Origin of the sequence: Streptomyces antibioticus, from assembly GCF_002019855.1 — a bacterium.
In the GTDB taxonomy this organism is placed as follows: Bacteria; Actinomycetota; Actinomycetes; order Streptomycetales; family Streptomycetaceae; genus Streptomyces; species Streptomyces antibioticus_B.
The window spans coordinates 6654689-6681131 of record NZ_CM007717.1; the positions used below are offsets into that span (position 1 = coordinate 6654689).

Here is a 26443-nt window from a genome sequence, read left to right on the forward strand (position 1 = left end):
GTGCGTCGGTGTCCGCTTCCGTCCGGTGGTGATCTCCACCGAGTCCGTGTGTCGCCTTGGGCACTGCCGTGAGCCTCCTGCCGCCGCTCGTCGTCGCCCCGGGCGTAGGGGCCGTGGCGTGTGAAGAGCTTGCGGCCGGCGGGGCTCCTCGTGGAACCGTGAAGGGGGAACCCCGCCACGCGCTTTGGGGAACCTCGTCGGACCGGCCACGGCTACCCTGATGGGAGATCACATCCGTTCCACCAGGTGGCGCCCATGGACGATCGCATGGCCAGGCGTAGCGGCTACGCGCTGACCATCTCCGAAACGCTGCTGCACAGCGACGCCATGCGCCGTGCCTGCGCCGCCCGCGATTTCCAGGAGATCTTCCGACTGGTCAACCGGCGTACCGGCTCCAGCCACGCCCTGATGGCTGCCGCGATCGGCAAGATGACCAGCTCGCGGGTGAGCGACATCATCCGTGGCGTCCGCGGTATTCGGGGGAGCGGAGTGGTCGAGCGCGTGGCGGACGGATTCGGAATCCCGGGGGAGATGCTCGGGCTGTCGGCGCGTCCCTGGGAAACGAACGACGGCGCGAATCGATTCCAGGACCAGAGGGTGTTATCCGCACCGGTGTCGCAGTTCCACAAAGGTCAGCGTGTGGTCCAGGCCCTCGAAGTCATGAGCAATGACAGTGCGAGCACGCTTCCGATGGTTCTCGGGGAACTGATCGACCACTACACCCGGACGATCTGCTCGATGCCCCCCGCCGAGGTGTACGACGAACTGCTCACGGTGAGAACGCACGCGAGCCGTTTCCTCGACGCCGTCCTCCCGGAGAGTCAGCGCAGGGAAATCACGCTCTCCATCGGCTGGATCTCGTGTCTGCTGGGTATCGCCGCGTGTGACATGGGCGCGCATGCGGCGTCGTACGTGTGGTGCGGTGACGCGGAACGACGGAGTCAGGAGGTGGGGTACCCGGAGCTGTCGGGGTGGGCTGTCCTGACGAAGTCGCTGATCGCCTTCTATCAAGGCAGGGCGCACGAGTCGGTGGCGTTGGCTTTGCGGGGGCAGAGCGACACCTCTCCGGGAACCATGGTCCACGCGAAGCTGGCCACACAGGAGATGCGGGCCGCGGCAATGGCGGGAGACGGCGACCGGACCGAGAGGGCGAGGCGATACGCCGCGCAGGAGATCGCCCGACTTCCCGGTGACGTCAAGACCAGCGGCGCCTTCTCGATCTCGCCGGGGGAAGATCCTCCGTACACGGCGACGTCGCTGATGCTGTTGGGGCGCCACGCGGAGGCGGTGTCCGCCACCAAGTCCGTGATTCAGACGCTCTATCGCCCGGAAGCACGGCAGCGCGGTGAACATCCGTCCAGCTACGGCACCAGATACAGGGAAGTGGCCGACAGGCTGACCGGACACAGTGTCTAGTCATTCATCGATTAGGAAAGGCGCGGGCGCCATGAGCGGTAACGGTCTCAGTGCGGAGCAGATCCGCGAAATGGGGAGTTTCGTGGACATCGAGGCGTCGCCACCTCCGGATGAGCCGACCGCGTACTTCCTCTTCGGGACGAATCAGATGGCTCCTGTCGAGGTCGCGGTGGAGCGCTATCACAAAGGACTGGCGCCGCTGATCATCACGACCGGTGGGGTCAATCGGCACAGCGGAATCGTGGAAGGGCAGGTGTTCCGTCGGCTTCTCATCGAGCGCGGAGTTCCCGAATCCGTGATCCGTTGCGAAGACCAGGCTTCCAACACCTGGCAGAACGTAGAACTGTCGCTTCCCCATCTACGGGAAGCCCTCGCGTCGGGTCTGAGGATCACGGCAGTCAGTAAGTGGTACCACCGCCGTACCCTCCATTGCCTGGCAACCCTGGTTCCGGAGATCGGCCCCTTCTACGCCACGTCCTGGGAACCGATCTACGCGGGAAAGACGGTAAGCCGGGACGACTGGCCCCATATCCCGGACGGCAAGCGCAGGGTGATCCGGGAATGGGAGGAGATTCCCAGGCGCGTCACGGAGGGAAGTTTCAAGGATGTCCGTCTTGCCGACGGAGCCTGGCGGAGCTGAACCACCGGTTCAAGGAACGAGCGGCCCCGCCAGCACGGCCAACCCCGCCTCGCGGTCCCCCTCCCAGGTCACCGATTCCGTGTCCCGGGGCTTGCGGCCCCACAGCAGCAGGAGCAGATCCTCGGCCGTGCCGGAGAGTTGTGCGACCGGTTCGTCCGGGCCGTAGGTCCAGGCGTGGCCGGTGTCGGTGGTGGTGAGGCGTACGGCACGTGAGGGTGGCGTCGCGGCGCCCTTGGCGATCATGCGGAGCGCCATCGTGTCGAAGACCTCGGCGACGCCGTCGGCGGCGAGTGCGGGGTCCATCGGGGTCGGTCGGCCGAGGGCGTGGTCGACCAGCCTCCATCCGCCGCAGTGCTCGACGGGAGCGGACAGGTCCCCTCCGTCCAGCAGAGCACCGAACGCGTCCAGCTCACGCCTCAGTTCAACCAGGTAGTCCACGGCGTCAAGGTACAGCGCACCAACTACGCGCGTCTCGCTGCATAAACGGGGCGAATTTCACCCGTAGCGCGGGCGAGGCCGTCCATGCCCGAGCTCGGCTACGCGGAGCCGGTGCCGCCCGTCCTGTCGGCGTGCGCCCACCAGGAGATCACCCGGGCCGCCATAGCTTTCGGCTCCGACGGCAGAGGGGTGAGGCCGAAGTGGTCCTCCAGCTCGTGGCGCAGGAACTCGGCGATCTCCGGCTCGTCGGCGCCGCCGCGGAGCCGCTGGAGAAGAGGGGCGAGCATGCAGTCGTACTCGTCCTGCACATCGTCGGCGACGCCGACCGGATCCCACTCATTGAGCAGACGCCGCAAGCTGTTCTCGGAGGCGTCGGTTCCAGATTTCATCGCCCCAGGGTGCCACCCGGGAGCCGCCGTCATCACCCGCCCCCCAACCTCGATCCGTACGAAGCCGTGCAGGTCACGCGGGGGTTGCGCACCGGTGCCAGTGCCCGCACATCACTTTCGTCCCGGGAACACCTCAACCCCCGCCCCCCACAACCTAGTTGAACGATCACTGTGACTTGTATTGACGCCCCCTTGGGGTGAGCCTAGCCTTCCCGGGTTGAGAGCGCTCTCAAGTCGCAAGAGTCCCCACTTACCGGCGCCACTCCCTGGGATATGAAAGTCCGTCCGGACCGATTCCCGGGTGTGGGTCGGGCATTCGCTCTGCCTCCTGTCGAAGGGTGCCCCCATGCCAAGTGCCAGTGTTCAGCCATTGGCCGCCGTGCCGAGATCCGCTCCCGCGCCCTGGCGGCGTGCGGTGCTGTTCATGACCCTCGCCGCCCTGCTCGGCGCGGTGCTCACCGTGCTCAACTCCACGTCGGCGGACGCCGGCACGGTGGGGGCGGGCAGTTACACCACCACGGCGCCCGGTCCGTTGCCCTCGGGCTGCGGAGACCTGTCCACCAACCCGCGCCGCTGGGTGACGGACAACGCCCCGTCAGGTGGCGTGCCCACCAACGACTGGTGGTCGTCGATCCTGTGGAAGCGCACCAACTGCGCATACGGCGAGCCCCTGTTCGCCCAGCCGCTCGGCTTCCTCGCCCAGTCGGGCGGGCTCGGTGTCTCCTACAGCACCCGGCCGTCGATCTCCGGCAGCGCCAAGGGCGTGGGGGAGTACCACTACGAGTACCAGGAGGACTTCGTCGCCGGTGTCACCGGCCTCGCCGCCCCCGAGGTGAAGGTCGACGACTGGAGCGACTGGACCGTCACCCCCTACCTCAGCGACGGCACCCGCACCCTGCGGGCGACCATCGGCTCCGGACTGCCGTTCACCTACTACCGGGCGACCGGCGGCAACGCACAGATCAAGGCCGCGGCCGGCGCGACGGTCGACGTCTGGTCCAACTCCGGCCCCAGGATCGGCTATTCGGTCAACGGCCACGACTACGTCGCCTTCGCCCCGACCGGCGCCACCTGGACGGTCAGCGGCTCCACCTTCACCTCCACCCTCGCGGGCAAGGACTACTTCTCGATCGCCGTCCTGCCGACCACCTCGTCCACCCCGGCCGCCGACCGCACCGCGCTCGCGACCGAGTACGCCAAGTACGCCCACGCCCATGTCACCGGTACGGCCGTGTCCTACCGGTACGACGAGGCGGACAGCACCCTGACCACCACGTACCGCTTCACCACCACCGCCCGTGAGGGCTCCGAGACCGGCACGGCCGCCGCTCTTCTCCCGCACCAGTGGCGCTACTTGGCCGGCGGCAGCCCGCTGTCGCAGACGTACGTCTCCTCGCGCGGCCCGCTGAAGGTGCTCACCGGCATCACGTCCTTCACGACCTCGATGCTCTACCACGGAGTGCTACCCGAGGTACCGGCCGTCGCCGACAGTTCCGGTGCCGACGCCGCCACCCTCCAGAACTATCTCAACGCCGAATTGGGCGACCCCACCCGCCAGCAGGCCGACGACACCTACTGGACGGGCAAGGGCCTCGGCCGCGCCGCACGCCTGGCCGAGATCGCCGACCAGACCGGCAACACCGCCGTCCGCGACGCCGCCCTGTCCGCGATCAAGTCCAAGCTCACGGACTGGCTCACCGCGTCACCCGGCGAGACCAGCCGGCTGTTCTACTACGACGACAAGTGGGGCACCTTGATCGGCTACCCCGCCTCCTACGGCTCCGACCAGGAGCTGAACGACCATCACTTCCACTACGGCTACTACATCGCCGCGGCCGCGACCCTCGCCAAGTTCGACCCCGCCTGGGCCGACAGCGACCGCTACGGCGGCATGATCGACCTGCTCATCCGCGACGCCAACAACTACGACCGCACCGACGAACGCTTCCCCTACCTGCGCGACTTCGACATCTACGCCGGACACGACTGGGCGTCGGGACACGGCTCGTTCGCCGCGGGCAACAACCAGGAGTCCTCCTCCGAGGGCATGAACTTCGACAACGCGCTCATCCAGTGGGGCATCGCCACCGGCGACACGGCCGTCCGGGACGCCGGCATCTACATGTACGTCACCCAGGCCGCCGCCATCCAGGACTACTGGTTCGACACCCGTGACCAGATCTATCCGACTGCCTTCCCGCACAAGGGAGTCGGCATGGTCTGGAGCAACGGCGGCTCCTACTCGACCTGGTTCTCCAGCGCCCCCGAGCAGATCCAGGGCATCAACCTGCTGCCGGTGACCGGCGGACACCTCTACCTCGGCTACGACCCCGCCTACGTCAGGACCAACTACCAGGAGATGCTGGACCAGTCGGGCCGGACCCAGCCGTCCATCTGGACCGACATCTGGTACGAGTACCTCGCCCTGGGCGACGGCGACGCGGCCCTCGCCGCCTTCCGCGCCAACCCGTCCTTCACCTCCGAGGAGGGCGAGAGCAAGGCCCACACCTTCCACTGGATCCGCAACCTCGCGGCCCTCGGCACCGTGGACACCACCGTCACGGCCGACCATCCGCTGACCAGCGTGTTCGTCAAGAACGGCGCCCGCACCTACGTCGCCTCCAACATCACCGACACCGACGCCACCGTGCGCTTCTCCGACGGGACCACCGTCCAGGTGCCCGCCGGCCGGACCGTCACGGCCGGCGCCCACGTCTGGTCCGGCGGCAGCGCGTCCGGCGGCGCCCCGGACCCCGACCCGACCCCGACCTCCACCCCCACGTCCACCCCGACCTCCACCCCCACGTCCACCCCGACCTCGACCCCCACCTCCTCCCCGTCACCGACCCCGACGCCCACCTCGTCCGACGGCACCGGCTCCTCGCCCACCCTCTATCTGACCGACGACGGGAAGCTGTCGGCCACGGCCGGCACCGCGGGCAGTGCGACGGTCCCGTCCGCCGACGGCGCCAACCGTGACGGCACCCCGTACAAGCCGCTCACCTACACCGCGTCCGGGCTCGACCTGGACCGCACCGGGGGCGGTACCCGGTTCGATCTGTCCGTCGACGCCGGAAACGTCGTCGGCAACGGCGTCCAGATCCAGGTGTCGTACGACTGCTCCGGCAGCGGTGGCACCTGGGACCGCGTCGAGACGTACCGCTACTTCGCCACCGACCCGGTCCCCGGCTGGGAGCACTACACCGAGAGCGCCGGACTGGCCTCCGCGACCGGCACCCTCTGCGATCTGAGCGACGGAACCGTGCAGGTCAAGGTGTGGAACGCCCTGGGCAACGCGCCCAGCACCCTCGGCACCGGGGAGCGGGCGGTCCTGCGCCTGCCCTTCGACTGACCAGGCAATCTCTCCAGACGGCCTGACGCCCGCCTCCGCCGAGGCGGGCGTCAGGCCGAGTCCGCGCCGTCGGCCTCGCGGGGCCAGTGGGTGAGGGCCATGTGCAGGGCGTCGACGGCCTTGTCCCAGGACCGCTGGACGTCCCGGGGCGCCCCGAAACCGCCCCCGGCCTCCAGGGCGCAGTACCCGTGGAAGGTGCTGCGCAGCAGCCGGACGGCGTCGGTGAGATCCGGTTCGGCCAGGCCGTAGCCCCGGAGCATCCCGTAGGTGATCTCGGCGGTGCGGCGCAGTTCCGGGCTGTCGGCCGCCGCGCTCTGGTCGATATGGATCTGGGTCGCCGCGTACCGCCCGGGGTACCGCAGCGCGTACTCCCGGTACGCCCCGGCGAAGGCGACCAGCGCGTCGCGGCCGGCCAGCCCGGCGACGGCGACCGCGATCCGGTCGATCATCTCGCCGCCGACCAGCAGCGCGAGCCGCGTCCGCAGGTCCTGGAGGCTCCGCACATGCGAGTACAGGCTCGCGTCCTTCACCCCGAACCGCCGGGCCAGCGCCGAGAGGGTGACCCCCTCGAACCCGGCCTCGTCGGCCAGTTCGGCGGCGGCCGCGACGAGACGGTCGGTGGAGAGTCCGACTCGGGGCATGGGTTCCGCCTTGCGGGTGCGTGGAGATACAGGGGTACGGGGGTACGGGGGGTACGGGGTGCGGACGTCCGGGAGATCCCGTACACGACGTCCCTGAGATCCTAAGCCGCGCGTGCGAGGGCGGGACGGGTCGGCGCGATCCCCGCTGTGATCAGGTTCACATCAACCAGATGGATGGCAGGGGCAACTGGTCGAACGGCTGGGATGTCCCCTAGGGGAAACGAACCGGAGGCCGAAGAAAGGCGTTTCCCCACCGTGGCCGGCAGATCCCCCGAAGAGCCCGCAGACGGCTCCTCCATATCCGACGAGGCGCTGCGCGCCTTCCTTGAGGAGAGCGAAGCGCGCACCGCCGCCGCGCCCAAGGAGCCCTCCGCGCGCGCCCGCATGGTCACCGAGCGGCTGCGGCAGCAGGACGCCCGGGGCGAGACGCCCGCGGCCTGGCGGACCGCGCCCGACGCGGCGGCCCGGCGCGTGCGGCGCGGCAAGATCTGGTCGGCCCTCGGCGTGGCCGCCTGCGTCGCCCTGCTGGCCGTCGCGCTGAAGCCGTCCCTGATCCCCGGCGACCCGTTCGGACGGAACGAGCCCGAGGCCGTCACGGAACCGCTTCCCGCGGAGACCGCCCGGCCGACCGAGGCACCGGAGGACGTGCCCCGCCAAGTCCCCACCCTCGACCGACCGTTCGCCGGGTCCCCGGCGCTCCGCTGGGCCGACGGCGAGGCCGGGATCCTCCTGCCGGACGCGAAGCCCGTCGGGAAGGAGCCGAAGGAACGCGTGGCGGAAGCGCTGGAGCTGACCCGGAAACTGCTGATCGCCGCCAACCTCGACCCGAAGAGCCTGCGCGGGGAGCGCCCCACCGCCGCGCTCTCGGTGCTCGACCCCAAACAGCCCGAACTACTCGACCGGTTGAACGCCTCGCTGCGGGCCCCGAGCAAGACCGACGACCCGCTGTTGATGTTCAGCCGCTTCGACCCCGACGAGGTGAAGGTCGTCGGCGACGTGGTCAAGACACGCGGCCGGATCACGTTCGGGAAGGGCAAGAACGGCGGTGTGGCCGTGCACGCCGACTACACCTTCGTCTACCCCGTCGTCCGTGCCGACGGCTCCGTGGAGGTCACCCGCACCATCGTGCGCCGGGTGCTCGACGTGGAGCTGCCCGACCCGGCGCACTACGACGTCACCGCGGGACGGCTCCTCGTCGTGCGGTACGACGAGGAGGCCGGCAACTCCGCCTGTGACGTCTACGACGGCTTCCTGCACCCGCACTTCCCCACCACCCCCGGCTCCTCCGCCGAGTCCACCGGCCCCGCACAGACCGGGCCCACGGTGGACCCGTACGACCGGCGCAGGGACATCGGCGAGGACCGTGACGAGAGCTGCGGGAGCGTCTCCCGCGTGTGAGCGGAACAGGGGCTCGGGGGCTCAGGTGATCGGCGCGTACAGGACGCCCAGCTTGTCCACCTCGGCCCCCGAGCGGCCGGTGAAGCCGACGATCTGCCAACCGGCGGGGGCCGTGAAGGTGACGGTGTCCGTCGTCGCCGACCCGGCGGAGAGCGTGCGGGACCTGTCGGTGGTGAAGGCCGCCGAGAAGATCCTTGTACGGCCGTCCTTCTGACCCTGCGTCAGCTTAACGGAGGTGAGGTGCTCGCCCGCCGCCAGGGTCAGTGACGTGGCCGTGCCTCCCGTGCCGCCGTGGGTCAGCGCCGTCCCGTCGTCGTGCGTCAGCGTCACCGCGTCGAGACGGGAGCCGCCCCGCAGGGTCAGGGTGCGTGGGGCCGGGGCGGCGGGCAGGTCGTCGGCGTCGTTGAACGCGGTGCCGTGCGGGCCGCCGAAGAAGTCACTGGCCCGCAGCGCGGAGTCGAGGGTGTAGGAGAAGTCGACCGTGTGCGGGAAGTGGTCCGACAGATTGCCGCCCGCGGAGTCCAGGAACGAGGCCCACTCGTTGTGATAGCGGGTCGCGGTCAGGGAGAACAGCGGGCCGCCCCGGTAGAGGACCTTGTCCACCACCTCGCAGTCGTCCGGCGGTGCCGTCGTCGGGCACAGCAGCGCGTCCGCGCCCTGCGCCGGTCGGGTGCCGCCCTTCACCAGCCGCACCCAGGCGTCCGTCAGCCCGTTCTCGTCGGCGAGCGTGCGGATGGTGTCACCGGCGCGGGTGTAGCGGGTGTTGGTGTCGCCCATTACGATCACCGCGTTGCCGGACGAGTGGGCCCGGACGAAGTCCGACAACTGCGCGATGTTGGCGCGCCGGGCGGCCAGCGCGGCGTCCGAGGCATCGGCGTTGGTGTGCACGTTGTAGACGTCGACGAACACACCCTCCGCAAGGCGGACCCGGGCCAGCGTGAAGCCCTTCGGGGTCAGGCAGTTGGTGCCGGTGCAGTCGTTCCAGCGCACCCGCTCGAAGTCCTGGAAGGGGTGGTCGGACAGGGTGTTGAGCCCGTCGCCGAAGACCGCGCCCCCACTGGTCGCCGTACGGTACGGGTGGTTGTCGCCCGCGTACAGCGCCGCGTGGTAGTTGAAGTCCTCCTGGACGTTCACGATGTCGTACGGCGCCAACCGGGGTGAGATCAGCGGGGTGTTGGTCGCCGGGCGCCCGGAGCTGAGGCCCTCGGGCAGACCCGCGACGTTGTACGTCAGGACGTCGAAGGAGCCCGAGGCGGCGGCCGTGTCGGAGGCCGCTTGCGCCGGGGCGGCGGCGGTCGCGGTCAGCCCGGCCAGCGCGAGGAGGCCGGCCGAGAGCGTGCCGATGAGTCGTCTCATGTGGGGGTGTCTCCGGTTGTGGGGGGAGCGAGAGTATGGAGCGGGGGGGGGCGGGACTTCAGCCCAGCTCGCCGATCGTCCGTACGTGCGCCGGGTCCTGTGGTTCGCGGCCTCCCGCGCATTCCCAGACCACCCGGTCGTCGTCCTGGCCCGGATGCATCCCGAGCCGGTGTTCGACGCAGACCGGCCACACCTGCCACAGGCACTCCAGCACCGTGTCCTGCGCCGCGTCCGCCACGGAGGCGAGCGCGTCGGCGGGGTCGGTCTGTGACGCGTGGTCCAGGTGATTGCCGTGCCAGCGACCGTCCGGGAGGGCCACGTACACGTGCTCGGGCGGCTCCCACTCGACGTCGGCATCGGACGGCACGGCCAGCAGTCGCAGCGGCCCGCGCCCCGGCAGCAGAGCGGCCAGATCGCGGTTGACGAGCGCCAGCGCCTCGTCCCAGGCGGGGTGCTCGCCGGGGCGGACCTCGCGCGGCCGGGGCCCGGGGAAGGGATCGTTCATGCAGGTCATCGTCGGACACGAGGCTGGTCCACCGCATCTTCGTATCCGGCTCCCGGCGCACCGGTCAGCCCTTGATGCCGGACTGGGCGATGCCCTGGACCAGCCAGCGCTGGAGGAAGAGGAACACGCACAGCAGGGGGAGGAGGGACAGGGCCGTGGCCATGAAGATCAGGTGGTAGTTGACGGTCTGGTTGGTCATGTACGAGGACAGCGCCACCTGGACCGTCCAGGCGCTCGGGTCCTGGCCGATGACCAGCGGCCACAGGAAGGAGTTCCAGCCGTTGATGAAGGTGATCGTGGCGATCGCGGCGAAGAAGTTCAGGGAGTTGGGGACGACGATCCGCCAGTAGGCGCCCCAGTGGCCGAGGCCGTCCACCCGGGCCGCCTCCTCCAACTCCCTGGGAAAGCCCAGGAAGTACTGCCGGAACAGGAAGCAGGTGAAGCCGCTGAACAGACCCGGGATGATCAGGCCGCGGTAGGAGTCGATCCAGCCGAGGGACGACACCAGCACGAAGCCGGGTACGAAGGTGACGGCCGTCGGGACCATCAGCGTGAACAGGACGCCGTAGAAGACCTTGTCGGCGTGGCGGTACGGGATGCGGGCCAGGCCGTAGCCGGCCAGCGAGCACACCAGCAGGGTACCGACGGTGTGCAGGACGCCGACGACGAGGGAGTTGACCATCGCCCGGCCGAAGTCGACGGTGGTGTCCCGGAAGGGTTCGGTGACGTTGCCCCACCGGATGTCCGTGGGGAACAGCGTCCACTCCTCGCCGGTGATCTCCGGGTCCGTGGCGAGGGCGTTGCGGACCAGGACGTAGAACGGCACGAGGAAGAGGAGCGCGGCGACGCCGACGGCCAGGTGGAGGCCCAGGCGCGAGGTGCGCCGCGTCCCGTTCGAGGTGGTGGTCATCCGGAGTCCCCGCCCCTTCCGAATCCCATGATCCTGCCCTGGAACAGGGTGACGACGATGATCAGCAGCGTGAGGATCACCGCGCCCGCGCTGCCCGCGCCGTAGTCCTGGCTGTCGCCGAGCGCGGTGTAGTACAGCTCGACCAGCGGCGGCCGGCCCCAGGTGGTCTTGGACAGCAGGTTGAAGAACTCGTCGAACGCCTGGTAGGCGGCGATCAGAAGCAGCAGGATCACGGCCGTCGAGGTGGCCCGCAGTTGCGGCAGCGTGATGTGGCGGAAGGTCTGGAAGCCGGGCTTCGCGCCGTCGATCGCGGCGGCCTCGTACAGCTCGCCCGGGATGTTCTGGAGCGCGGCGAGGAAGAGGATCATGTAGAAGCCCGACTGGAGCCACAGCCGCGCGCTGACGATGACCAGCCAGTACCAGGGCGGGTCGGGGTCGGCGAGCCAGGCGATGTTCTCGACGCCGAACCAGCCGATGACGGTGTTCGCCAGACCGAAGCGGACGCCGTTGAAGAGGGACATCTTCCAGATGAGGGAGGCGGCCACGTAACTGCACGCGGTCGGGAGGAAGAAGACCGACCGGAAGAACGCCCGCATGAACCGCAGCCGGTTCACCAGCAGCGCCAGTCCGAGCGAGAGCGCCCACGTGGTGGGCACGATGATCGCGGCGAACACGGTGAACGTGCCCAGCGCGCCGGTGAAGTTGTCGTTCTCCAGCATGGCGCGGTAGTTGTCGAGACCGACGAACGTGCTGGGGGTGACGGTGAAGCGGGCCTCGAAGAAGCTGAGCCAGACGCTCCAGCCGATCGGGACGTAGACGAAGACCAGCAGGCCGGCGAGGAACGGCCCGGTGAAGAGCCAGAAGGTGAAGGCGGCGGACGCTCGGGTCCGGGCGCGCCCGGTCGTGGTCGGCATCTCGGGGTCCGTCCGCCGGCCTATCCGAACAGCTTCTTCAGCTCGGCGCCCACCACCTTGTCGCACCGGTCCAGCGCGGCCTCGGGATCACCGCCCTTGCGCACGGCGTCGGCGAAGACGTCCTCCGTCGCCTTGATCATGGCCTGGGTCCAGCCGATGTTGTCGAAGTGGCCGTACCGGTCGAAGAGTTCGACCCCTTCGGCCGGGAGGCCGGACTTGAGCTTCTCGGCGGACCGTGCGATCGAGGTGCGCGGCGGGATGTGGAAGCCGTAGGAGAGCGCCCAGTCCTCCTGGTACTCCTTCCGGTCGATCCACAGCCACTTCACGTACTCCTTGGCCTCCTCGGCCCGTTCGCTCTTGGCGTTGACGAACATCGACCAACCCCCGTTGTAGACGGCGGGTTTGCCCGCGTCGCCGACCTTGGGGAAGGGGAAGACGCCGAGGTCGTCGCCGAGCGCCTTCTGCATCACGGGCATGGCCCACATGCCGCAGAACTGGATGGCGGTCAGGCCCTGGACGAGCGCGGACGGGTCCCAGTAGTCGGCCGGCGCGTCGAGGAGCAGATCGCCGCTGGTGAACAGCTCGCGCATCTGCCGGATGCCGCCGACGACCGCGTCGGTGTGGTACGCGGGCCGGTTGTCCGCGTCCAGGGTGTCGGCGCCGGCCGCCCAGATCAGCGGGCGGACGACCGCGTGCAGGGTGTTGCCGAGGTAGACGCCCTTGACCTTGTCCGTGGTGAGCCGGGCCGCCGCTTCGAGCAGTTCGTCCAGGGTCTGCGGGACACCGATCCCGGCCTTCTCCAGCAGTGACCTGCGGTAGAAGAAGAACTGCGGGTCGTCGATCATCCGGACGCCGTAGATCTTGCCGTCCACCGTGTGCGACTGGATGTCGGCCTGGTTGAAGTCGTCCTTGACCGGCTCGACGATGTCGGTCAGATCGGCGACCTGTCCACTCCTGACGAGCTGGATCTGCGGGTGGAACTCGAAGAGGTCCGGCGCCTTGTCGGTGAGCAGCGACGCGAAGAGCTTGCTCTCGAAGTTCGAGCCGGTGATCCACTGGGTGCTGACGTTCGCGTCCTGGTACGCCTTGGCGTACCGCCTGATGGCCTGTTCGGTGCCCGCCTCGCCGTAGGCGTGGAAGTACTGGACGAGCCCGTCCCCCGAACTTCCGCCGCCTCGGCCGTTGTTGCCGCCGCAGGCGGTCAGCGCACCGGCCGCGGCCAGACCGGTGGCGGTGCGGAGGAGGGAACGGCGGGACCAGTTGCTCTTGCTCGGTGCCGACATGCTGACGTCCTTGTCCGGAACTCTCGGAGGCGGCGGCTCACATCTGGTTGCGGAGCGGGACGCTAACCTTCGGCCAATGCTTCGGCAAGGGATCAGACGAAGTCTGTTCGAAGAGTTGTCGATCGTTCGGAATGTCGAACGTCTCTAGGTGCCTCCGACGTCCTATCGCGCCTGCGAAGAGAGCCGCATCGGTGTCAGGCCGGCGGTGCCGTCCGGCCGCGTGCCCCCGCATTGCGCCGCTGGCTCACCGCCTGGAGCGCCCCTTCGAGCGCGAATGTCGCCGCCCCCAGGCAGACCGGGTCGGTGGGGATGGGGGACAGCACGATCCGGTTGGCGGCCAGCGGTCGTCGCAGCGCGTGCCGGGCGACCGCCTCGCACACCTCGTCCAGGAGCGGTTCGCCGAGCCGGGCGGCGACCCAACTGCTCAGCACGACCACCTCGGGGTTGAGCACGTTGACCAGCACGGCGATACCGGCCCCGAGGTAACGGGCCGTGTCCCGTACGACCTTGACGGCCACCGGGTCCCCCGCGGCGACCCCGGCCGCCAGCGCGTCGATCGTGGCCGTCTGGTCCCCGGGATGCAACAGCGGGCTGCGCGGGCTGAGTTCACGCAGGTTCTGCATGATCCCGAGGGCGCCGACGTACGTCTCCACGCAGCCGTGGTTGCCGCAGCGGCACAGCCGGCCGTCGAGCACCAGCGTGGTGTGCCCCCACTCGCCCGCGCTGTTGCTGACCCCCCGGTGCAGCCCGCCGCCCAGCACGAGACCGGCGCCCACGCCCGTGCCGAGGTTGACCACGACCGCGTCGCCGTGACCGCGCGCCGCCCCGAACCACAGCTCCGCGACCGCGCTGGCGCGCAGCGGGTTGTCCAAGTGGAGCGGGTAGGGGATGTGTTCGGAGAGCAGGTCGAGCAACGGCACGTCGTGCCAGTCCCAGTTGGGCGCGTACTCGGCGACACCGGTGTCGCGGTCCACCTGTCCCGGCACGCTCACCCCGACGCCGAGCACCCGGGCCGCCTCGACGCCGGCCTGCGCCACCACCGAGCCGACGGCGGCCGTCACATGGGCGACCACCCGCTCCGGCCGGCTCTCGCCGGGGCGCATGTGCTCCTCGGCGCGGGCCAGGACGTTCAGCGCCAGGTCGAACAGCTCGACATGGACGTACGTCTCGGCGATGTCGACGCCGATCAGCGCGCCGCCCGCCGCGTTGACGGCCACGAGACCGCGGGGGCGGCCGCCCGCCGAGTCCTCGAAACCGACCTCCGTGATCATGCGGAGGTCGAGCAGCTCGCCGACGAGCGTGGCGACCGTGGCGAGGGAGAGTCCGGTGGCGGCCGCCAGCTCCTGGCGGGAGGTGGGGGAGGCGGCGATGATCTGGCGCAGCACCTCGTAGCGGTTCGCGGTGCGGATGTCACGGGACGTGCCGCGCTTCATCGGACTCCTCTCGCCGCACGTCAGGCTAGGGCGGCACCCGGAGGTTCGACAAGGGGTTCGGAAAGGGGCTTGATTAAGTCCGCCCTGATCACGGTGGTCGCTTCCGGCGGCCGGTCGCCGCCGGCTCAGCTCTCCAGCACGCCCCGTACGAACGCGTTCGTGAACGTCCCGGCCGGATCCAGCTCCCGCACCAGCGCCGCGAAGTCGTCGAGCCGCGGATACCGCTCCCGCAGCGCGGCGGCCGGTGTCTCGAACACCTTGCCCCAGTGCGGCCGCGGCGCGAAGGGCTCCAGCGCGGCCTCCACCGCCCGCACGACCGGAAGCACCGCCGCCGTGTCCTCCACCCAGGTGAAGTGCACGGCGACCGAGTCGCGCCCGTACGCCGGGCTCAGCCACTGCTCGTCGGCGGCGACCGTGCGCACCTCGCAGGTCTGCAGCACCGGCGACACCGTGGCCCGGATCCCGTCGAGCGCGCGCAGGGCGCCGAGGGCGTGCTCGCGCGGCATCAGGTACTCGCTCTGGAGCTCCTGGCCGCTGCTCGGCGTGAACTCGGCCCGGAAGTGCGGCAGTCGCTCGTGCCACGGCCCCGGCACCCCGAACTGCTCCGTGCAGTGGACCGCGGGCATCCCCGGCACCGGGTGCAGGGCCTCGGTCGCGGGCGTGGCCCACGGGAACGCGGCGAGCGGCTGGTCGGTGCGCCGCTTCAGCCACACCTGACGGAAGCCCGGCGCACGCCAGTCGGTGAACAGGCTCACGCTGTACGCGGCCCCGGCCACCGTCTCGAAGTCCAGCCCCTCCAGGGGGAGTTCGGTGAACAGATGCTGCTCGACCTCGAAGGCGGGGGACAGGTCCAGGGTGAGCGCGGTGACCACGCCGAGCGCGCCCAGGGAGGTGACGGCGCCGCCGAACCGCGGGTCGTCCCGGCCGACGGTGACGGTCGCACCGTCCGCCGTGAGGACCTCCACCTCCCGCACGGGCGCGGCGAGCGAGCCGTTGCGGACGCCCGAGCCGTGCGTGCCCGTCGCCACCGAACCCGCCACCGAGATGTGCGGCAGGGAGGCCATGTTCGGCAGTGCGAGACCCTGCTCGTGCACCCGGCGCGCCAGCTCGGCGTACCGCACTCCGCCGCCGACCCGTACGGTCCGGGCCGTCGTGTCCACGTCGATCTCGGCCGGCAGGGCGTCCAGCGAGAGCAGCACACCGTCCGCGCCCGGCTCGGCGATCAGGTTGAACGAGTGCCCGCTGCCCAGCACCCGCACGCGCGCGGCGCCCGCCACCAGCGCGCGCAGGGCCTCCGGCGTCGCCGGGCGGTGCAGCTCCCGCGCGGCGAACGTGATGTTGCCCGCCCAGTTGGTGCCCGTCCAGTTCGCACCGGTACGCACCACACTGGACGGATTCGCACCGCTCGCGCCCGTACCGCTCCCGTTCGTACCGGTCGTGTTCGACATCCGACTGCTGCCTTCCCGAGGAGATCGGGAACCCGGAGTTCCCAGGTGGAACCTACCGCGCCCGCAACACGAGGCCCCCCGCCCCCACGCTCGCCACCCCGGGGGCATACCGTGAGGAGTCGTACGCCTGAGCCGGGAGGACAGAGGGATGGGCAGCCGTACCGCGCTGGTCGAGGATCTGATGGAGCGGTTTCCGCACGTTCCGCGGGAGGCCGTCTTCAAAGAGGACCTCCTGCGCGGGGGAGTGGCTTTCGACCCCTCCGCCCTGAGCGACAACGAATCGGGGGAGGTCAAGCCGAAGTCGTACTTCATCTTCTCCTTCGACCACGGCACCCTGCCCGAGCTGGGCGAGGCCGCGCTGCGCCGGCCGCCGGAGGAGATCATCCTCACCGGCGGGCCCTACGACCTGCGGCGCACCGTGGTGTCCGTGCGGGTGAACCCGGCCTCGCCGTACCGGGTGGCCGCCGACGAGGAGGGGCTCCTCGGGCTCTACCTCGACGGCAAGCGCATCGCGGACGTCGGCGTGCCGCCGATGCCCGAGTACTACCGGCACACGCTCTCCAACGGGAAGTCCGTCATGGAGGTCGCCCCCACCATCCAGTGGGGCTATCTGATCTATCTGACCGTCTTCCGGGTCTGCCAGTACTTCGGCGCCAAGGAGGAGTGCCAGTACTGCGACATCAACCACAACTGGCGCCAGCACAAGGCGGCCGGCCGGCCCTACACCGGCGTCAAGGACGTCGACGAGGTGCTGGAGGCCCTGGAGATCATCGACAAGTACGACACCGCGAAGGCGTCCACCGCCTACACCCTCACCGGCGGCGCCATCACCAAGACGGTCGGCGGCCGCGACGAGGCCGACTTCTACGGCCGGTACGCCAAGGCCATCGAGGAGCACTTCCCGGGCCGCTGGATCGGCAAGGTCGTCGCCCAGGCGCTGCCCCGGGACGACGTGCAGCGGTTCAAGGACTACGGCGTGCAGATCTACCACCCCAACTACGAGGTGTGGGACGAGTATCTGTTCAAGATGTACTGCCCCGGCAAGGAGCGCTACGTCGGCCGGGACGTATGGCACCAGCGCATCCTCGACTCCGCCGAGGTGTTCGGCGCGCGCAATGTGATCCCCAACTTCGTGGCGGGCGTGGAGATGGCCGAACCGTTCGGCTTCACCACCGTCGACGAGGCGATCGCGTCGACCACCGAGGGGCTGCGCTTCTTCATGTCGCACGGCATCACCCCGCGCTTCACCACCTGGTGCCCGGAGCCGACCACCCCGCTGGGCAAGGCCAATCCGCAGGGCGCGCCGCTGGAGTACCACATCCGGCTGCTGGAGGCGTACCGCGCCACGATGGACGAGTTCGGGCTCGCCTCGCCCCCCGGATACGGCCCGCCCGGCCCCGGCCGCGCCGTGTTCTCCGTCAGTTCCTTCATGGACAGTCTTCCGGCGCAGGAGGCGACGGCCGTATAGTCCCCGCACGGTTCGTCGGTCCCCGCACGGTCGGTGTCCGTGCCGTCAGTGTCCGTGCGGGAGCCGCTTGTCAGGTGTGTCGGTCACGTGAAAAGCTCTGCGACTGCCGCGAGGTTCCCCCCAACTCCATTGCCGTCATGGTGAGTTGACCTCGCTTGTGGATGCAGGAGACTCATGCCCGACCTGCCTACCCCGAAGGACGCCGTCGAGGCGGCACTGTTCTCCGAGTGCTGGGACGCCGTCCTGTCGTACGCGGACCTGTGCACCTCCGGCTCCACGGCGGCCAATCAACTGGCCCGCGAGGCGTTCGCGTTCGGCATACGCGAGGCCCGCGCCGCCGAGGGCGGGGGCGTACGGGGAGCGGGGCGCCGTTCTCCCCGGCTGCCCCGGATCCCCCTGCTGCTGACGGCCGTTCGCCAGACGGCGGCCGCCTGGGAGGCCGCCGGACAGGGCCACAAGCTCGACCCCGACCTGCGGCTCTGGCTCAACTCCGAGAAGGCCGCCCGCTTCACGGGGCCGCCGCTCAGCCGCCCCATAGCGCTGCGCGGACTGCGCGACATGCAGGAGCAGGACGCCACCCTGCTGTGGCTCGCGGAGGTGGAGGCGCTGCCCCTGCACTCCGTGGTCCGCAGGCACGGCCTCGACCCGGCCGCCGCCGTCGAGGAACTCAACCAGGTCCGCGGCCTGTTCAGGGACCGCTGCCACCGCAATCACATCGACACCCCGATGCCGGCCGAGTGCCGCAGCTACGTCCGGCTGCTGGACGCCGTCACCCGCTCCCCCACCGCCGAGACGCCCGAGGACCTCTCCCGGCACCTCGCCACCTGCGTCGAGTGCGCGGAGGCCGCCGCCTGTCTGCGGCTGCACGGCGGCGGGCTGCCCGCCGCGCTGGCCGGCGGCGTCATCGGCTGGGGCGGCCTCGCCTATCTGGAGCGCCGCCGCCGGGCCGCCGAGGTCCGTCTCGGCGCCGGACGCCCCGACACACCGGACCAGGACGGCGAGCCCACCCCGGCTCTCACCGGCCGCGCCCGGGTGCTGCGGGGCGGGCTCGCCGCCGCGGCCGTCCTGGTCTCCGTGCTGGCCCTCGCCATGTCGATGAAGTCCGGCGGCGACGGCACCGTCACCGACGCGCAGGGCGGCGCCGCCGACAGCACCCCCGTGGCCGGACCCGGCGACCCCTCCCTCCCGGCCGCCCCCGCCACCTCCAGCGCTCCCGCCGGCACCTCCGCCGCGCCGTCCACCACACGCCCGACGCGGTCGGCCGCCGCCACGTCGAGCCCCACCGCGGACGACCGGCCCGACCCCGAACCGCAGGGCACCTCCTCCGCCACCGCCGGGACGGGCACCGGCCAGTCGTCCGGCGCCGAGGACCGCGCCTGCACGGTCGCCTACCGGCTCGTCGACCAGTGGTCCGACGGCTTCCAGGCCACGGTCACGGTGACCACCGACGACGCCCTCGACGACTGGCGCGTCGCCTGGTCCTTCCGCGGCGGCCAGCGGGTCAACCAGATGTGGGACGCGGCCTTCACCCAGAACGGCACCCGCGTCGTGGCGTCCGCCGCCCACTACAACCGCACCGTCGCCCCCGGCGGAAGCCTCTCCTTCGGCTTCATCGCCTCCTGGCAGGGCACGAACCCCGCACCGCAGGGGTTCACGCTCAACGGGCGGGAGTGCGCGGGCGCCTGACCGTCTCCGGGCCCGCCCGTAAATGCGTGGCGGGCCCGTGGACGCCTGCATATCCTGGGCGGGCTCCACGCGTTCTTCACGACCGGATCCCGGAACAGGAGGTGTGACCGATGACTGTCGCCACCACGGGTGCTGCTCACCGCAGCCACCAGACGATCGTCCGCTCCACCTCCACGGCCTCCGGCTGACCTGATCTCCTTCCGCGCCCATGAGCGCGGCGCCGGGGCCGCCCTTGTGAAGGGTCACCCCTTGTCTGTCTCGCTTTCCTCTTCCCTTTCCTCCGTCCCGATGTCGTCGCACCCTCTCGCCGCCTACGGCTGGGACGAGGGCTGGGCGGACGCGTTCGCGCCGTACGCCGAGCGGGGCCTGCTGCCCGGCCGGGTCGTCCGGGTCGACCGCGGCCTGTGCGACGTCGTCACCGAGGCCGGTACGGTCCGCGCCGACACCGAGTTCGTCGTACCGCGCGACCCGCTGAAGGTCGTCTGCACCGGCGACTGGGCCGCCGTCGACCCCGACGGCCTCGACCCCCGGTACGTACGGGAGCTGCTGCCGCGCCGTACCGCGTTCGTGCGCTCCACCTCCTCCAAGCGGTCCGAGGGCCAGATCCTCGCCGCCAACGTCGACCACGCCGTCGTCGCGATGTCCCTCGCCGTCGAACTCGACCTCGGCCGGGTCGAACGGTTCCTCGCGCTGGCCTGGGAATCCGGCGCCCAGCCCGTCGTCGTCCTCACCAAGGCCGACCTCGTGCCCGACCCGGTCGCGCTGTCGTACCTCGTGCAGGACGTCACCACCACCGCGCCCGGCGTCCCGGTCCTCACCGTCAGCGCCCGCGAGGGCGAGGGCGTCGGCGACCTCGCCGCACTCCTCGGACAGGGCACGACCGTGCTGCTCGGCGCGTCCGGCGCCGGAAAGTCGACCCTCGCCAACGCCCTCGTGGGCCAGGACGTGATGGACGTCCAGGCCACCCGGGACATGGACGGCAAGGGCCGGCACACCACGACCACCCGCAACCTGCTGCTCCTGCCCGGCGGCGGCGTCCTCATCGACACCCCCGGCCTGCGCGGCGTCGGCCTCTTCGACGCCGGCGGCGGGGTCGGCCAGGTCTTCACCGAGATCGAGGAGTACGCACGGCACTGCCGCTTCCAGGACTGCGCGCACGAACGCGAGCCCGGATGCGCGGTCCTGGCCGCGGTGGACGACGGCGACCTCCCCGTCCGCCGCCTGGACAGCTACCGCAAGCTCGTCCGCGAGAACCAGTGGATCGTCGCCAAGTCCGACGCCCGCCTCCGCGCCGACATCCGCCAGGACTGGAAACGCAAGCGCGCCGAGGGCCGCGCGGCGGGCGAGGCGAAGCGGGGACGGGGTGCGTGGAGGCCGACGCCGCCGCGCTGACAGTGGCCCGTCCCGCCCCCACCCCCACGTCCGATTTCCGCTAGCACCATCCCCCGTGGGGGCGAAGACTGGGTGGCATGACGGAGTTGGACAGCAGGTACGAGGCCGTGCGGAGTCGGGATGCTCGGTTCGACGGGGAGTTTTTCTTCGCGGTCACGACGACCGGGATCTACTGTCGGCCGAGCTGTCCCGCCGTGACGCCCAAGCGGCCGAACGTGCGGTTCTTCGCGACGGCCGCCGCCGCGCAGGGGGCGGGGTTCCGGGCCTGTCGGCGGTGTCGGCCGGACGCCGTTCCCGGGTCCGCCGACTGGAACGTGCGGGCCGATGTCGTGGGCCGGGCCATGCGGCTGATCGGGGACGGTGTCGTGGACCGGGAGGGCGTCGCCGGGCTCGCCGTGCGGCTCGGGTACAGCGCCCGCCAGGTGCAGCGGCAGCTCACCGCCGAACTGGGCGCCGGCCCCGTCGCGCTCGCCCGGGCCCAGCGCGCCCACACCGCGCGGACCCTGCTCCAGACCACCGGACTGCCGGTGACGGAGATCGCGTTCGCGTCCGGGTTCGCCAGCGTGCGCCAGTTCAACGACACCGTACGGACCGTGTACGCGGCCACCCCGACCGAGCTGCGGGCCGCCGTGCGCGGCGCATCGCGGACGGCCACCCCGGCCTCCGGCATCCCCCTGCGGCTGGCCCACCGCGGCCCCTACCCGGCCGGACCGGTGTTCGACCTGCTGGCCCGCGAGGCCGTGCCCGGCGTGGAGGAGGTGAGCGGTCCGCCCGGCACCCGCACCTACCGCCGTACGCTGCGCCTGCCGTACGGCACCGGGATCGTCGCCGTCGACGAGCGGGCCCAGGACCCGGGACGTGCCACGGCCGTGCACCCCGGCGGCTGGCTGGACGCCCGGCTGAGCCTCACCGACCCGCGCGACCTCACCACCGCCGTACAACGGCTGCGACGGCTGTTCGACCTGGACGCCGACCCGTACGCCGTCGACGAGCGGCTCGGCGCCGACCCCCGGCTCGCCCCGCTGGTCGCCGCCCGGCCCGGACTGCGCGCGCCGGGCGCCGCCGACCCGGAGGAGTACGCCGTCCGGGCCCTGGTGGGGTCCACCGGGGCCGCGGAACTCGTCCGCGCCCACGGCAAGGCCCTCGACGCGCCCGCCGGAACCCTCACCCACCTCTTCCCCGAACCGGCCGCCCTCGCCGCCGCCCCCGGACCCCTCGGCACCCTCGCGGCGGCGCTCGCCGACGGCGCCGTCCGCCTCGACCCCGGCGCCGACCGGGACGACGCCCAGGCCGCCCTGCTCGCCCTGCCGGGCCTTGACGGCCGTACCGTGGCGGCGATCCGGGCCCGCGCCCTCGGGGACCCCGACGTCGCACCGCCCGGCACCGCCGTCCCCGACACCTGGCGCCCCTGGCGCACCTACGCCCTTCACCATCTGCGCGCTGCGGAGGACCTCACCTCATGACCATGAACATGAACATGCCCGAACTCGTCTACTGGACCAGCGTCGAGAGCCCCGTCGGGCCGCTGCTGCTCACCGCCGACCCCGACGGGGCCCTGACCTCCCTCTCCGTGCCGGGGCAGAAGGGCGGGCGGACCGTCCAGGACGGCTGGCTCCAGGACCCCGGGCCCTTCCGCGCCGCCGAGGAACAGCTCGCCGCCTACTTCGCCGCCGAGCTGAAGGAGTTCCGGCTGCCGCTGCGCGCCCGGGGCACCGAGTTCCGCGAGCGGGTGTGGGACGCCCTGGACGCCCTCCCCTACGGGGCGACCACGACGTACGGCGAGATCGCCGCCCGGATCGGCGCCTCCCGCCCCGCCGTCCGAGCCGTCGGCGGCGCGATCGGCGCCAACCCGCTGCTGATCCTGCGCCCCTGCCACCGGGTGATCGGCGCCGACGGCTCCCTCACCGGGTACGCGGGCGGGATCGAGCGCAAGACGCGGCTGCTCGCGCTGGAGGGCGTGCTGCCGATGCCGCCGTCATAGGCGGCGACGCCTCAGCCCCACAGCTCCGCCCCCGCCCACGCGCCCGCGATCAGCAGACACGTGAACAGTTCCGCGAGGACGCTCCAGCCGCCCGAACGCATCGCCGTCCGCAGCGCCGCCCGCGCCTCGCCGTGGCCGCCGAGACGGAGACGTTCGCAGAGGTAGACACCGCCCATGAAGCCGGGGATCGCGCCGACCACCGGCACCAGCACGAAACCGAGGAACGCCCCGACCCCCGCGTACACCGCCATCCGGGGGGTCGCCCCCGCCTCCCGCAGCCGGCGCGGCGGCAGGGCCCAGCGCACCACCTGGCACAGCAGCAGCGCGACGGTCGCACCGACCAGGACCCCCCAGGCGACCGGCCGCGGATCCTTCAGCGCCCACCACAGGACCGCGGCCCACACCAGCCACGACCCCGGCACCCCGGGCACCAGCACTCCGCACAGGCCGAACAGGATGACCACGCCGACCAGCAGGAGTTCCCACGCTCCCATCTGCCCAGGGTGCCCGAGCCCCGGAGAAACCGCAGGTCAAGACCTTGGGGCAGGCACCGCTCCCGGGCCCTGCCCGCGCACCCCGCCGTCCCCGTGCTCCCGCGCCACCCAGCCGCGCTCGTACGCGTGCCAGCCGAGCTGGAGCCGGGTCGACACTCCCGTCAGCTCCATCAGGCCCTTCACCCGGCGCTGTACGGTCCGCAGGCCCAGGTCGAGCTGCTTGGCCACGCTCGCGTCGGTGAGCCCGGCCAGCAGCAGGGAGAGGATCTCCAGATCGACGGGGTCGGGGCCGTCGGGCGCCCGCTCGGTGACGGTGCCGTCCGCGCCCAGCCGCAGCGGCAGACCGTCCCGCCACACCGACTCGAACAGACCCGACAGCAGCTCCAGCAGCCCGCTCGCGTGCACCACCAGCGCGGCGGGCTCCGCCGAACGGCCGGTCAGCGGCACCAGCGCGAGCGCGCGGTCGGCCACCACCAGCTTCGTCGGCACCTTCTCCACGACCCGCACCCGCTCGTCCCGGCCGAGCGCCGCGGTCAGCTCCGTGACCCCGTCCGGCTGGTCCAGCACCGCCCGCTCCAGGACGACGCGGTAGCGGACCCCGCGCCGGGCGGCCTGCTCCTCCGCCTCGTTCTCCACCCCGGTCACCGCCACCGGCGTGCCCGTGACCAGCGCGCACACCTCCTCGCTCGCCCCGAGCTGGATCTGGAGGAAGCGCTGGGTGACGGCGGCGGCGCCCGTCACCACCTCGACCAGGTCGTGCACGGACGGCTCGGCCGCCGCCGCCCGGTATTCCTCGGCGAGCAGCGCGGCCGCCAGCTCCGCCTGCTCCAGCTCGTGCCGCCGCCGGGTCAGCAGCGCGCCCAGCGCGACACCCGGCGGTGCGGCGACCCAGCGGCCGGGCCGGCCCGAGGACTGCGCGGCGAGTCCGTGCCGCTCCAGCCGCCGCAGCGCGCGCTCGGTGTCGTGCTCGCCGAGCGCCAACCGGCGCGCGAGATCGGGCACATCGGCGGCGCCCAGCGCCACCAGCGCCCGGTACGCCGTCTCGTGCGTTCCGTCGAGCCCGATCGCCCCCAGCATCACGTCGCCCCCTCCTGAGCCTGTCCTGCCCGTCGTGCTCTGTTCGGCCGGGCGATCACCGGCGGGAAACCGCCATGGCGCATTCCCGCCGTGACACAGCATCGCCGCACGGGCGCCCCCTCTGCAAAGGTGTGGACCACGCCGGGCCGTCGTGATCATCCGTGGCCGCCCGGGCACCCCGGAACGTGGTCCGGACCCATGACGCGCAGGGGCGCATAGGGGATGTGGGTCCGGGTCACCTCAAGTCGCCGGACGGTTCTCCCGTGGGGGGTGGGACCGTCCGGCGACCTCCATCGCCCCGAAGTCTCGCACTGGTGTCCACTGCGTCACCCGACCCGCTGTTCGACAGCGGTTCCCGGCCCGCATTTTCCCGATGCCCCGTTTTCAACCGGCCCGTGCGGTGGACAATCGGGGGCATGAGCCAGCAGGGGGGAAGGCCCACCGGTCACGAGGACGACTGGTGGGGGCAGCTTTACGACGACTCCACCGCGGACACGGGCCCTGCGCCCACCGCCGACTCCCTCGACGACCGATTCGCCTCGGCCTCGGGAGCGGTACGTCCCGCGGGTACGGCGGGGGAGCGGGGCGACTCGGGTGACGCGCGGGACACCGGGGACACCGGGGGCGGCGGTGACGTCAGTGACGTCAGTGACGCGGTCGTGTCGATCCCGGAGCCGCGTGCGGAGAGCGGCGGGCCGGGCGACTGGTGGCGGACGGAGAGCGGGACGGCCACGCCCCCGGGGCCACCACCCGTAACGCCTCCGCCCGTATCGCCTCCGCCCGTGGCACCCACGCCCGCGGCGCCCCCGCCCGTGGTGCCCGCGCCGCGCGACCGCACGGGGCGCGGCGCCGGAAGCGGGAACTGGAACGGCCCAGTGACCGGCGGGCCCTGGGAGCCACCCGCCCCCCTGCCCCCCGGCTTCGCCGGACACGGCACGCCCACGCCCCCAACGGCTTCCGCACCCCCAACGGCTTCCACGCCCCCAACGGCTCCCGCACCCCCGACCACCCCCGCACCCCCGTCGGCCCCACCCCGCCCCCCGGCCGAACCCCCCTCTCACCCACCCACCGCCGTAGACCTCCCCCTCACCCCACCGCCCCCGGACCACGCGCCCGAACACGCCCCTGAACACGCCCCCGAGACCACCCCCGACACCCCCCTCACCCCACCCCCCGCCTCCCTCACCCGCCCCCCGGCCTACGTCGGCTCCGGACCCCCCACCTACGACGCCGAACCCACCGCCCTGCCCGCCGCCGACCCGGACGACCTCGACGACCTGGTCCCCGACACCGTCCTGGACGGCGCCCGGTACGGGGCGTGCGTGCTGCGGGCCGCGTCGGTGCGCGGGGACTCCGCGCGGTACCGAGGCGAGCCGCGCCGCGACGCCCTGCTCACCGCCCGCTTCGGCACCGGCGACCGGGCCCTCGTCCTGGTCGCGATGGCGACCGGCGCCCGCGCGACCCCCGGCGCGCACCGGGCGGCCGCCGAGGCGTGCCGGTGGATCGCGCGGGCCGTCGGGCGCAGTCATGTCCGGCTCGCCGAGGACATCAGGGCCGCCCGGCGCGGCGACCTGAAGTCCGGACTGCACCGGCTCACCGACCGCAGCCTCGGCAAACTCCGCGCCGGCGCCGCCGAACAGGGCCTGGAGCCCGAGGCGTACGCGGCCACCCTGCGCTGTCTGCTGCTGCCCGCCGACCCCGACTGCCGGGTCCGGGTCTTCTTCGGGGTCGGCGCCGGCGGACTGTTCCGGCTGCGCGACGGCGCCTGGCGGGACATCGAGCCGCAGGTGGGCGAGACCGCGGGCGGGCCGGTCGTCGGCTTCGGGGCGCCGCCCGCCGAGACCCCCGAGGGCGACCGGCTCACCATGGACCTCGGTGTCACCACCGCGCCCGACCCCTACGGGCAGCCGCCCGAGCCGCCCCGCGAACCCTTCCGGTTCCGGGCGTCCGTGGCCCGGCCGGGCGACACGCTCCTGATGTGCACCGGCGGCCTCGCCGAACCGCTGCGCGGCGAGCCCGGACTCTCCGCACACCTCACGGGACGCTGGTCGGACCCCACCCCGCCCGGCCTCGCCGCGTTCCTCGCCGACACCCAGGTCAGGGTGAAGGGCTACGCCGACGACCGTACGGCGGCGGCCGTCTGGGAGGCGTAACCGGGCGGCCCCGGCCACTGTGGAGGGAACCGAACCCGAGCGGAACCCCGAGGGATCCCCGAACGGAAC

General features: G+C 71.8%; 22 protein-coding genes. 10 read left to right on the top strand and 12 right to left on the bottom strand.

Features of this window, described 5'->3' with window-relative positions:
• Window positions 1-255 precede the first annotated feature (255 nt).
• On the top strand, window positions 256-1416 hold the full coding sequence (locus AFM16_RS39525; RefSeq protein ID WP_179123325.1) for an NsdA family TPR-like regulatory protein: 1161 nt from the start codon (window positions 256-258) through the stop codon (window positions 1414-1416).
• A gap of 31 nt (window positions 1417-1447) precedes the next feature.
• Entirely contained in the window at window positions 1448-2056 is a 609-nt protein-coding gene (locus AFM16_RS30185) for a YdcF family protein (RefSeq protein WP_078635498.1), read from the top strand.
• 9 nt (window positions 2057-2065) lie between these two features.
• On the opposite strand, the gene AFM16_RS30190 is transcribed toward AFM16_RS30185, so the two are convergent.
• Complete coding sequence (locus AFM16_RS30190; protein WP_078635500.1) at window positions 2066-2494, bottom strand: hypothetical protein; 429 nt, start codon at window positions 2492-2494, stop codon at window positions 2066-2068.
• A gap of 98 nt (window positions 2495-2592) precedes the next feature.
• Complete coding sequence (locus tag AFM16_RS30195; RefSeq protein WP_078637132.1) at window positions 2593-2883, bottom strand: hypothetical protein; 291 nt, start codon at window positions 2881-2883, stop codon at window positions 2593-2595.
• A 379-nt stretch (window positions 2884-3262) separates the two neighbouring features.
• On the opposite strand from AFM16_RS30195, the gene AFM16_RS30200 reads away from it, so the two are divergent.
• Entirely contained in the window at window positions 3263-6235 is a 2973-nt protein-coding gene (locus tag AFM16_RS30200) for a glycosyl hydrolase (RefSeq protein WP_256861372.1), read from the top strand.
• A gap of 50 nt (window positions 6236-6285) precedes the next feature.
• On the opposite strand, the gene AFM16_RS30205 is transcribed toward AFM16_RS30200, so the two are convergent.
• Complete coding sequence (locus AFM16_RS30205) at window positions 6286-6876, bottom strand: TetR-like C-terminal domain-containing protein (protein ID WP_078635505.1); 591 nt, start codon at window positions 6874-6876, stop codon at window positions 6286-6288.
• 255 nt (window positions 6877-7131) lie between these two features.
• Here AFM16_RS30205 and AFM16_RS30210 point away from each other — a divergent pair, with 255 nt between their 5' ends.
• Entirely contained in the window at window positions 7132-8274 is a 1143-nt protein-coding gene (locus AFM16_RS30210; protein ID WP_078635507.1) for a hypothetical protein, read from the top strand.
• 21 nt (window positions 8275-8295) lie between these two features.
• Here the strand turns inward: AFM16_RS30210 and AFM16_RS30215 are convergent, their stop codons facing one another.
• From AFM16_RS30215 to AFM16_RS30245, 7 genes are all read right to left on the bottom strand, one after another.
• On the bottom strand, window positions 8296-9630 hold the full coding sequence (locus AFM16_RS30215; RefSeq protein ID WP_078635509.1) for a jacalin-like lectin: 1335 nt from the start codon (window positions 9628-9630) through the stop codon (window positions 8296-8298).
• 58 nt (window positions 9631-9688) lie between these two features.
• Window positions 9689-10135 carry a hypothetical protein gene (locus AFM16_RS30220; RefSeq protein WP_179123326.1) on the bottom strand — a complete coding sequence of 149 codons (447 nt, stop codon included), beginning with the start codon at window positions 10133-10135 and terminating at the stop codon, window positions 9689-9691.
• Between the two features lie 64 nt (window positions 10136-10199).
• A complete protein-coding gene (locus tag AFM16_RS30225; RefSeq protein WP_078635513.1) occupies window positions 10200-11045 on the bottom strand; it encodes a carbohydrate ABC transporter permease in 846 nt (281 codons plus the stop codon).
• Entirely contained in the window at window positions 11042-11959 is a 918-nt protein-coding gene (locus tag AFM16_RS30230; protein ID WP_078635515.1) for a carbohydrate ABC transporter permease, read from the bottom strand. Before AFM16_RS30230 ends, AFM16_RS30225 begins: the two co-directional genes overlap by 4 nt.
• Window positions 11960-11979: 20 nt before the next feature.
• Complete coding sequence (locus AFM16_RS30235) at window positions 11980-13242, bottom strand: ABC transporter substrate-binding protein (RefSeq protein ID WP_078635517.1); 1263 nt, start codon at window positions 13240-13242, stop codon at window positions 11980-11982.
• A 194-nt stretch (window positions 13243-13436) separates the two neighbouring features.
• Window positions 13437-14675 (bottom strand): ROK family transcriptional regulator, encoded by a 1239-nt coding sequence (locus tag AFM16_RS30240; RefSeq protein ID WP_078635519.1) that lies wholly within the window; start codon window positions 14673-14675, stop codon window positions 13437-13439.
• 125 nt (window positions 14676-14800) lie between these two features.
• On the bottom strand, window positions 14801-16123 hold the full coding sequence (locus AFM16_RS30245) for an FAD-binding protein (RefSeq protein WP_078635522.1): 1323 nt from the start codon (window positions 16121-16123) through the stop codon (window positions 14801-14803).
• 148 nt (window positions 16124-16271) lie between these two features.
• On the opposite strand from AFM16_RS30245, the gene AFM16_RS30250 reads away from it, so the two are divergent.
• The 5 genes from AFM16_RS30250 to AFM16_RS30270 all read left to right on the top strand — a co-directional run bounded on the left by AFM16_RS30250 (window position 16272) and on the right by AFM16_RS30270 (window position 22650).
• Window positions 16272-17591 (top strand): radical SAM protein, encoded by a 1320-nt coding sequence (locus AFM16_RS30250; RefSeq protein ID WP_030792942.1) that lies wholly within the window; start codon window positions 16272-16274, stop codon window positions 17589-17591.
• A 174-nt stretch (window positions 17592-17765) separates the two neighbouring features.
• On the top strand, window positions 17766-19277 hold the full coding sequence (locus AFM16_RS30255) for a cellulose-binding domain-containing protein (protein ID WP_078635525.1): 1512 nt from the start codon (window positions 17766-17768) through the stop codon (window positions 19275-19277).
• Window positions 19278-19565: 288 nt separating this feature from the next.
• Complete coding sequence (rsgA, locus tag AFM16_RS30260; protein WP_078635528.1) at window positions 19566-20669, top strand: ribosome small subunit-dependent GTPase A; 1104 nt, start codon at window positions 19566-19568, stop codon at window positions 20667-20669.
• A gap of 77 nt (window positions 20670-20746) precedes the next feature.
• A complete protein-coding gene (locus tag AFM16_RS30265) occupies window positions 20747-22132 on the top strand; it encodes a bifunctional transcriptional activator/DNA repair enzyme AdaA (protein ID WP_030792935.1) in 1386 nt (461 codons plus the stop codon).
• Window positions 22129-22650 carry a methylated-DNA--[protein]-cysteine S-methyltransferase gene (locus tag AFM16_RS30270; protein WP_107419178.1) on the top strand — a complete coding sequence of 174 codons (522 nt, stop codon included), beginning with the start codon at window positions 22129-22131 and terminating at the stop codon, window positions 22648-22650. Before AFM16_RS30265 ends, AFM16_RS30270 begins: the two co-directional genes overlap by 4 nt.
• 11 nt (window positions 22651-22661) lie before the next feature.
• Here the strand turns inward: AFM16_RS30270 and AFM16_RS30275 are convergent, their stop codons facing one another.
• The gene (locus AFM16_RS30275; RefSeq protein ID WP_078635530.1) at window positions 22662-23144 is read right to left on the bottom strand and encodes a DUF456 domain-containing protein; all 483 of its coding nucleotides are present in this window, start codon (window positions 23142-23144) and stop codon (window positions 22662-22664) included.
• Window positions 23145-23180: 36 nt separating this feature from the next.
• Window positions 23181-24221 carry a helix-turn-helix transcriptional regulator gene (locus AFM16_RS30280; protein ID WP_078635532.1) on the bottom strand — a complete coding sequence of 347 codons (1041 nt, stop codon included), beginning with the start codon at window positions 24219-24221 and terminating at the stop codon, window positions 23181-23183.
• 416 nt (window positions 24222-24637) lie between these two features.
• Here AFM16_RS30280 and AFM16_RS30285 point away from each other — a divergent pair, with 416 nt between their 5' ends.
• On the top strand, window positions 24638-26374 hold the full coding sequence (locus AFM16_RS30285) for a protein phosphatase 2C domain-containing protein (protein ID WP_078635534.1): 1737 nt from the start codon (window positions 24638-24640) through the stop codon (window positions 26372-26374).
• Window positions 26375-26443: the final 69 nt, after the last annotated feature.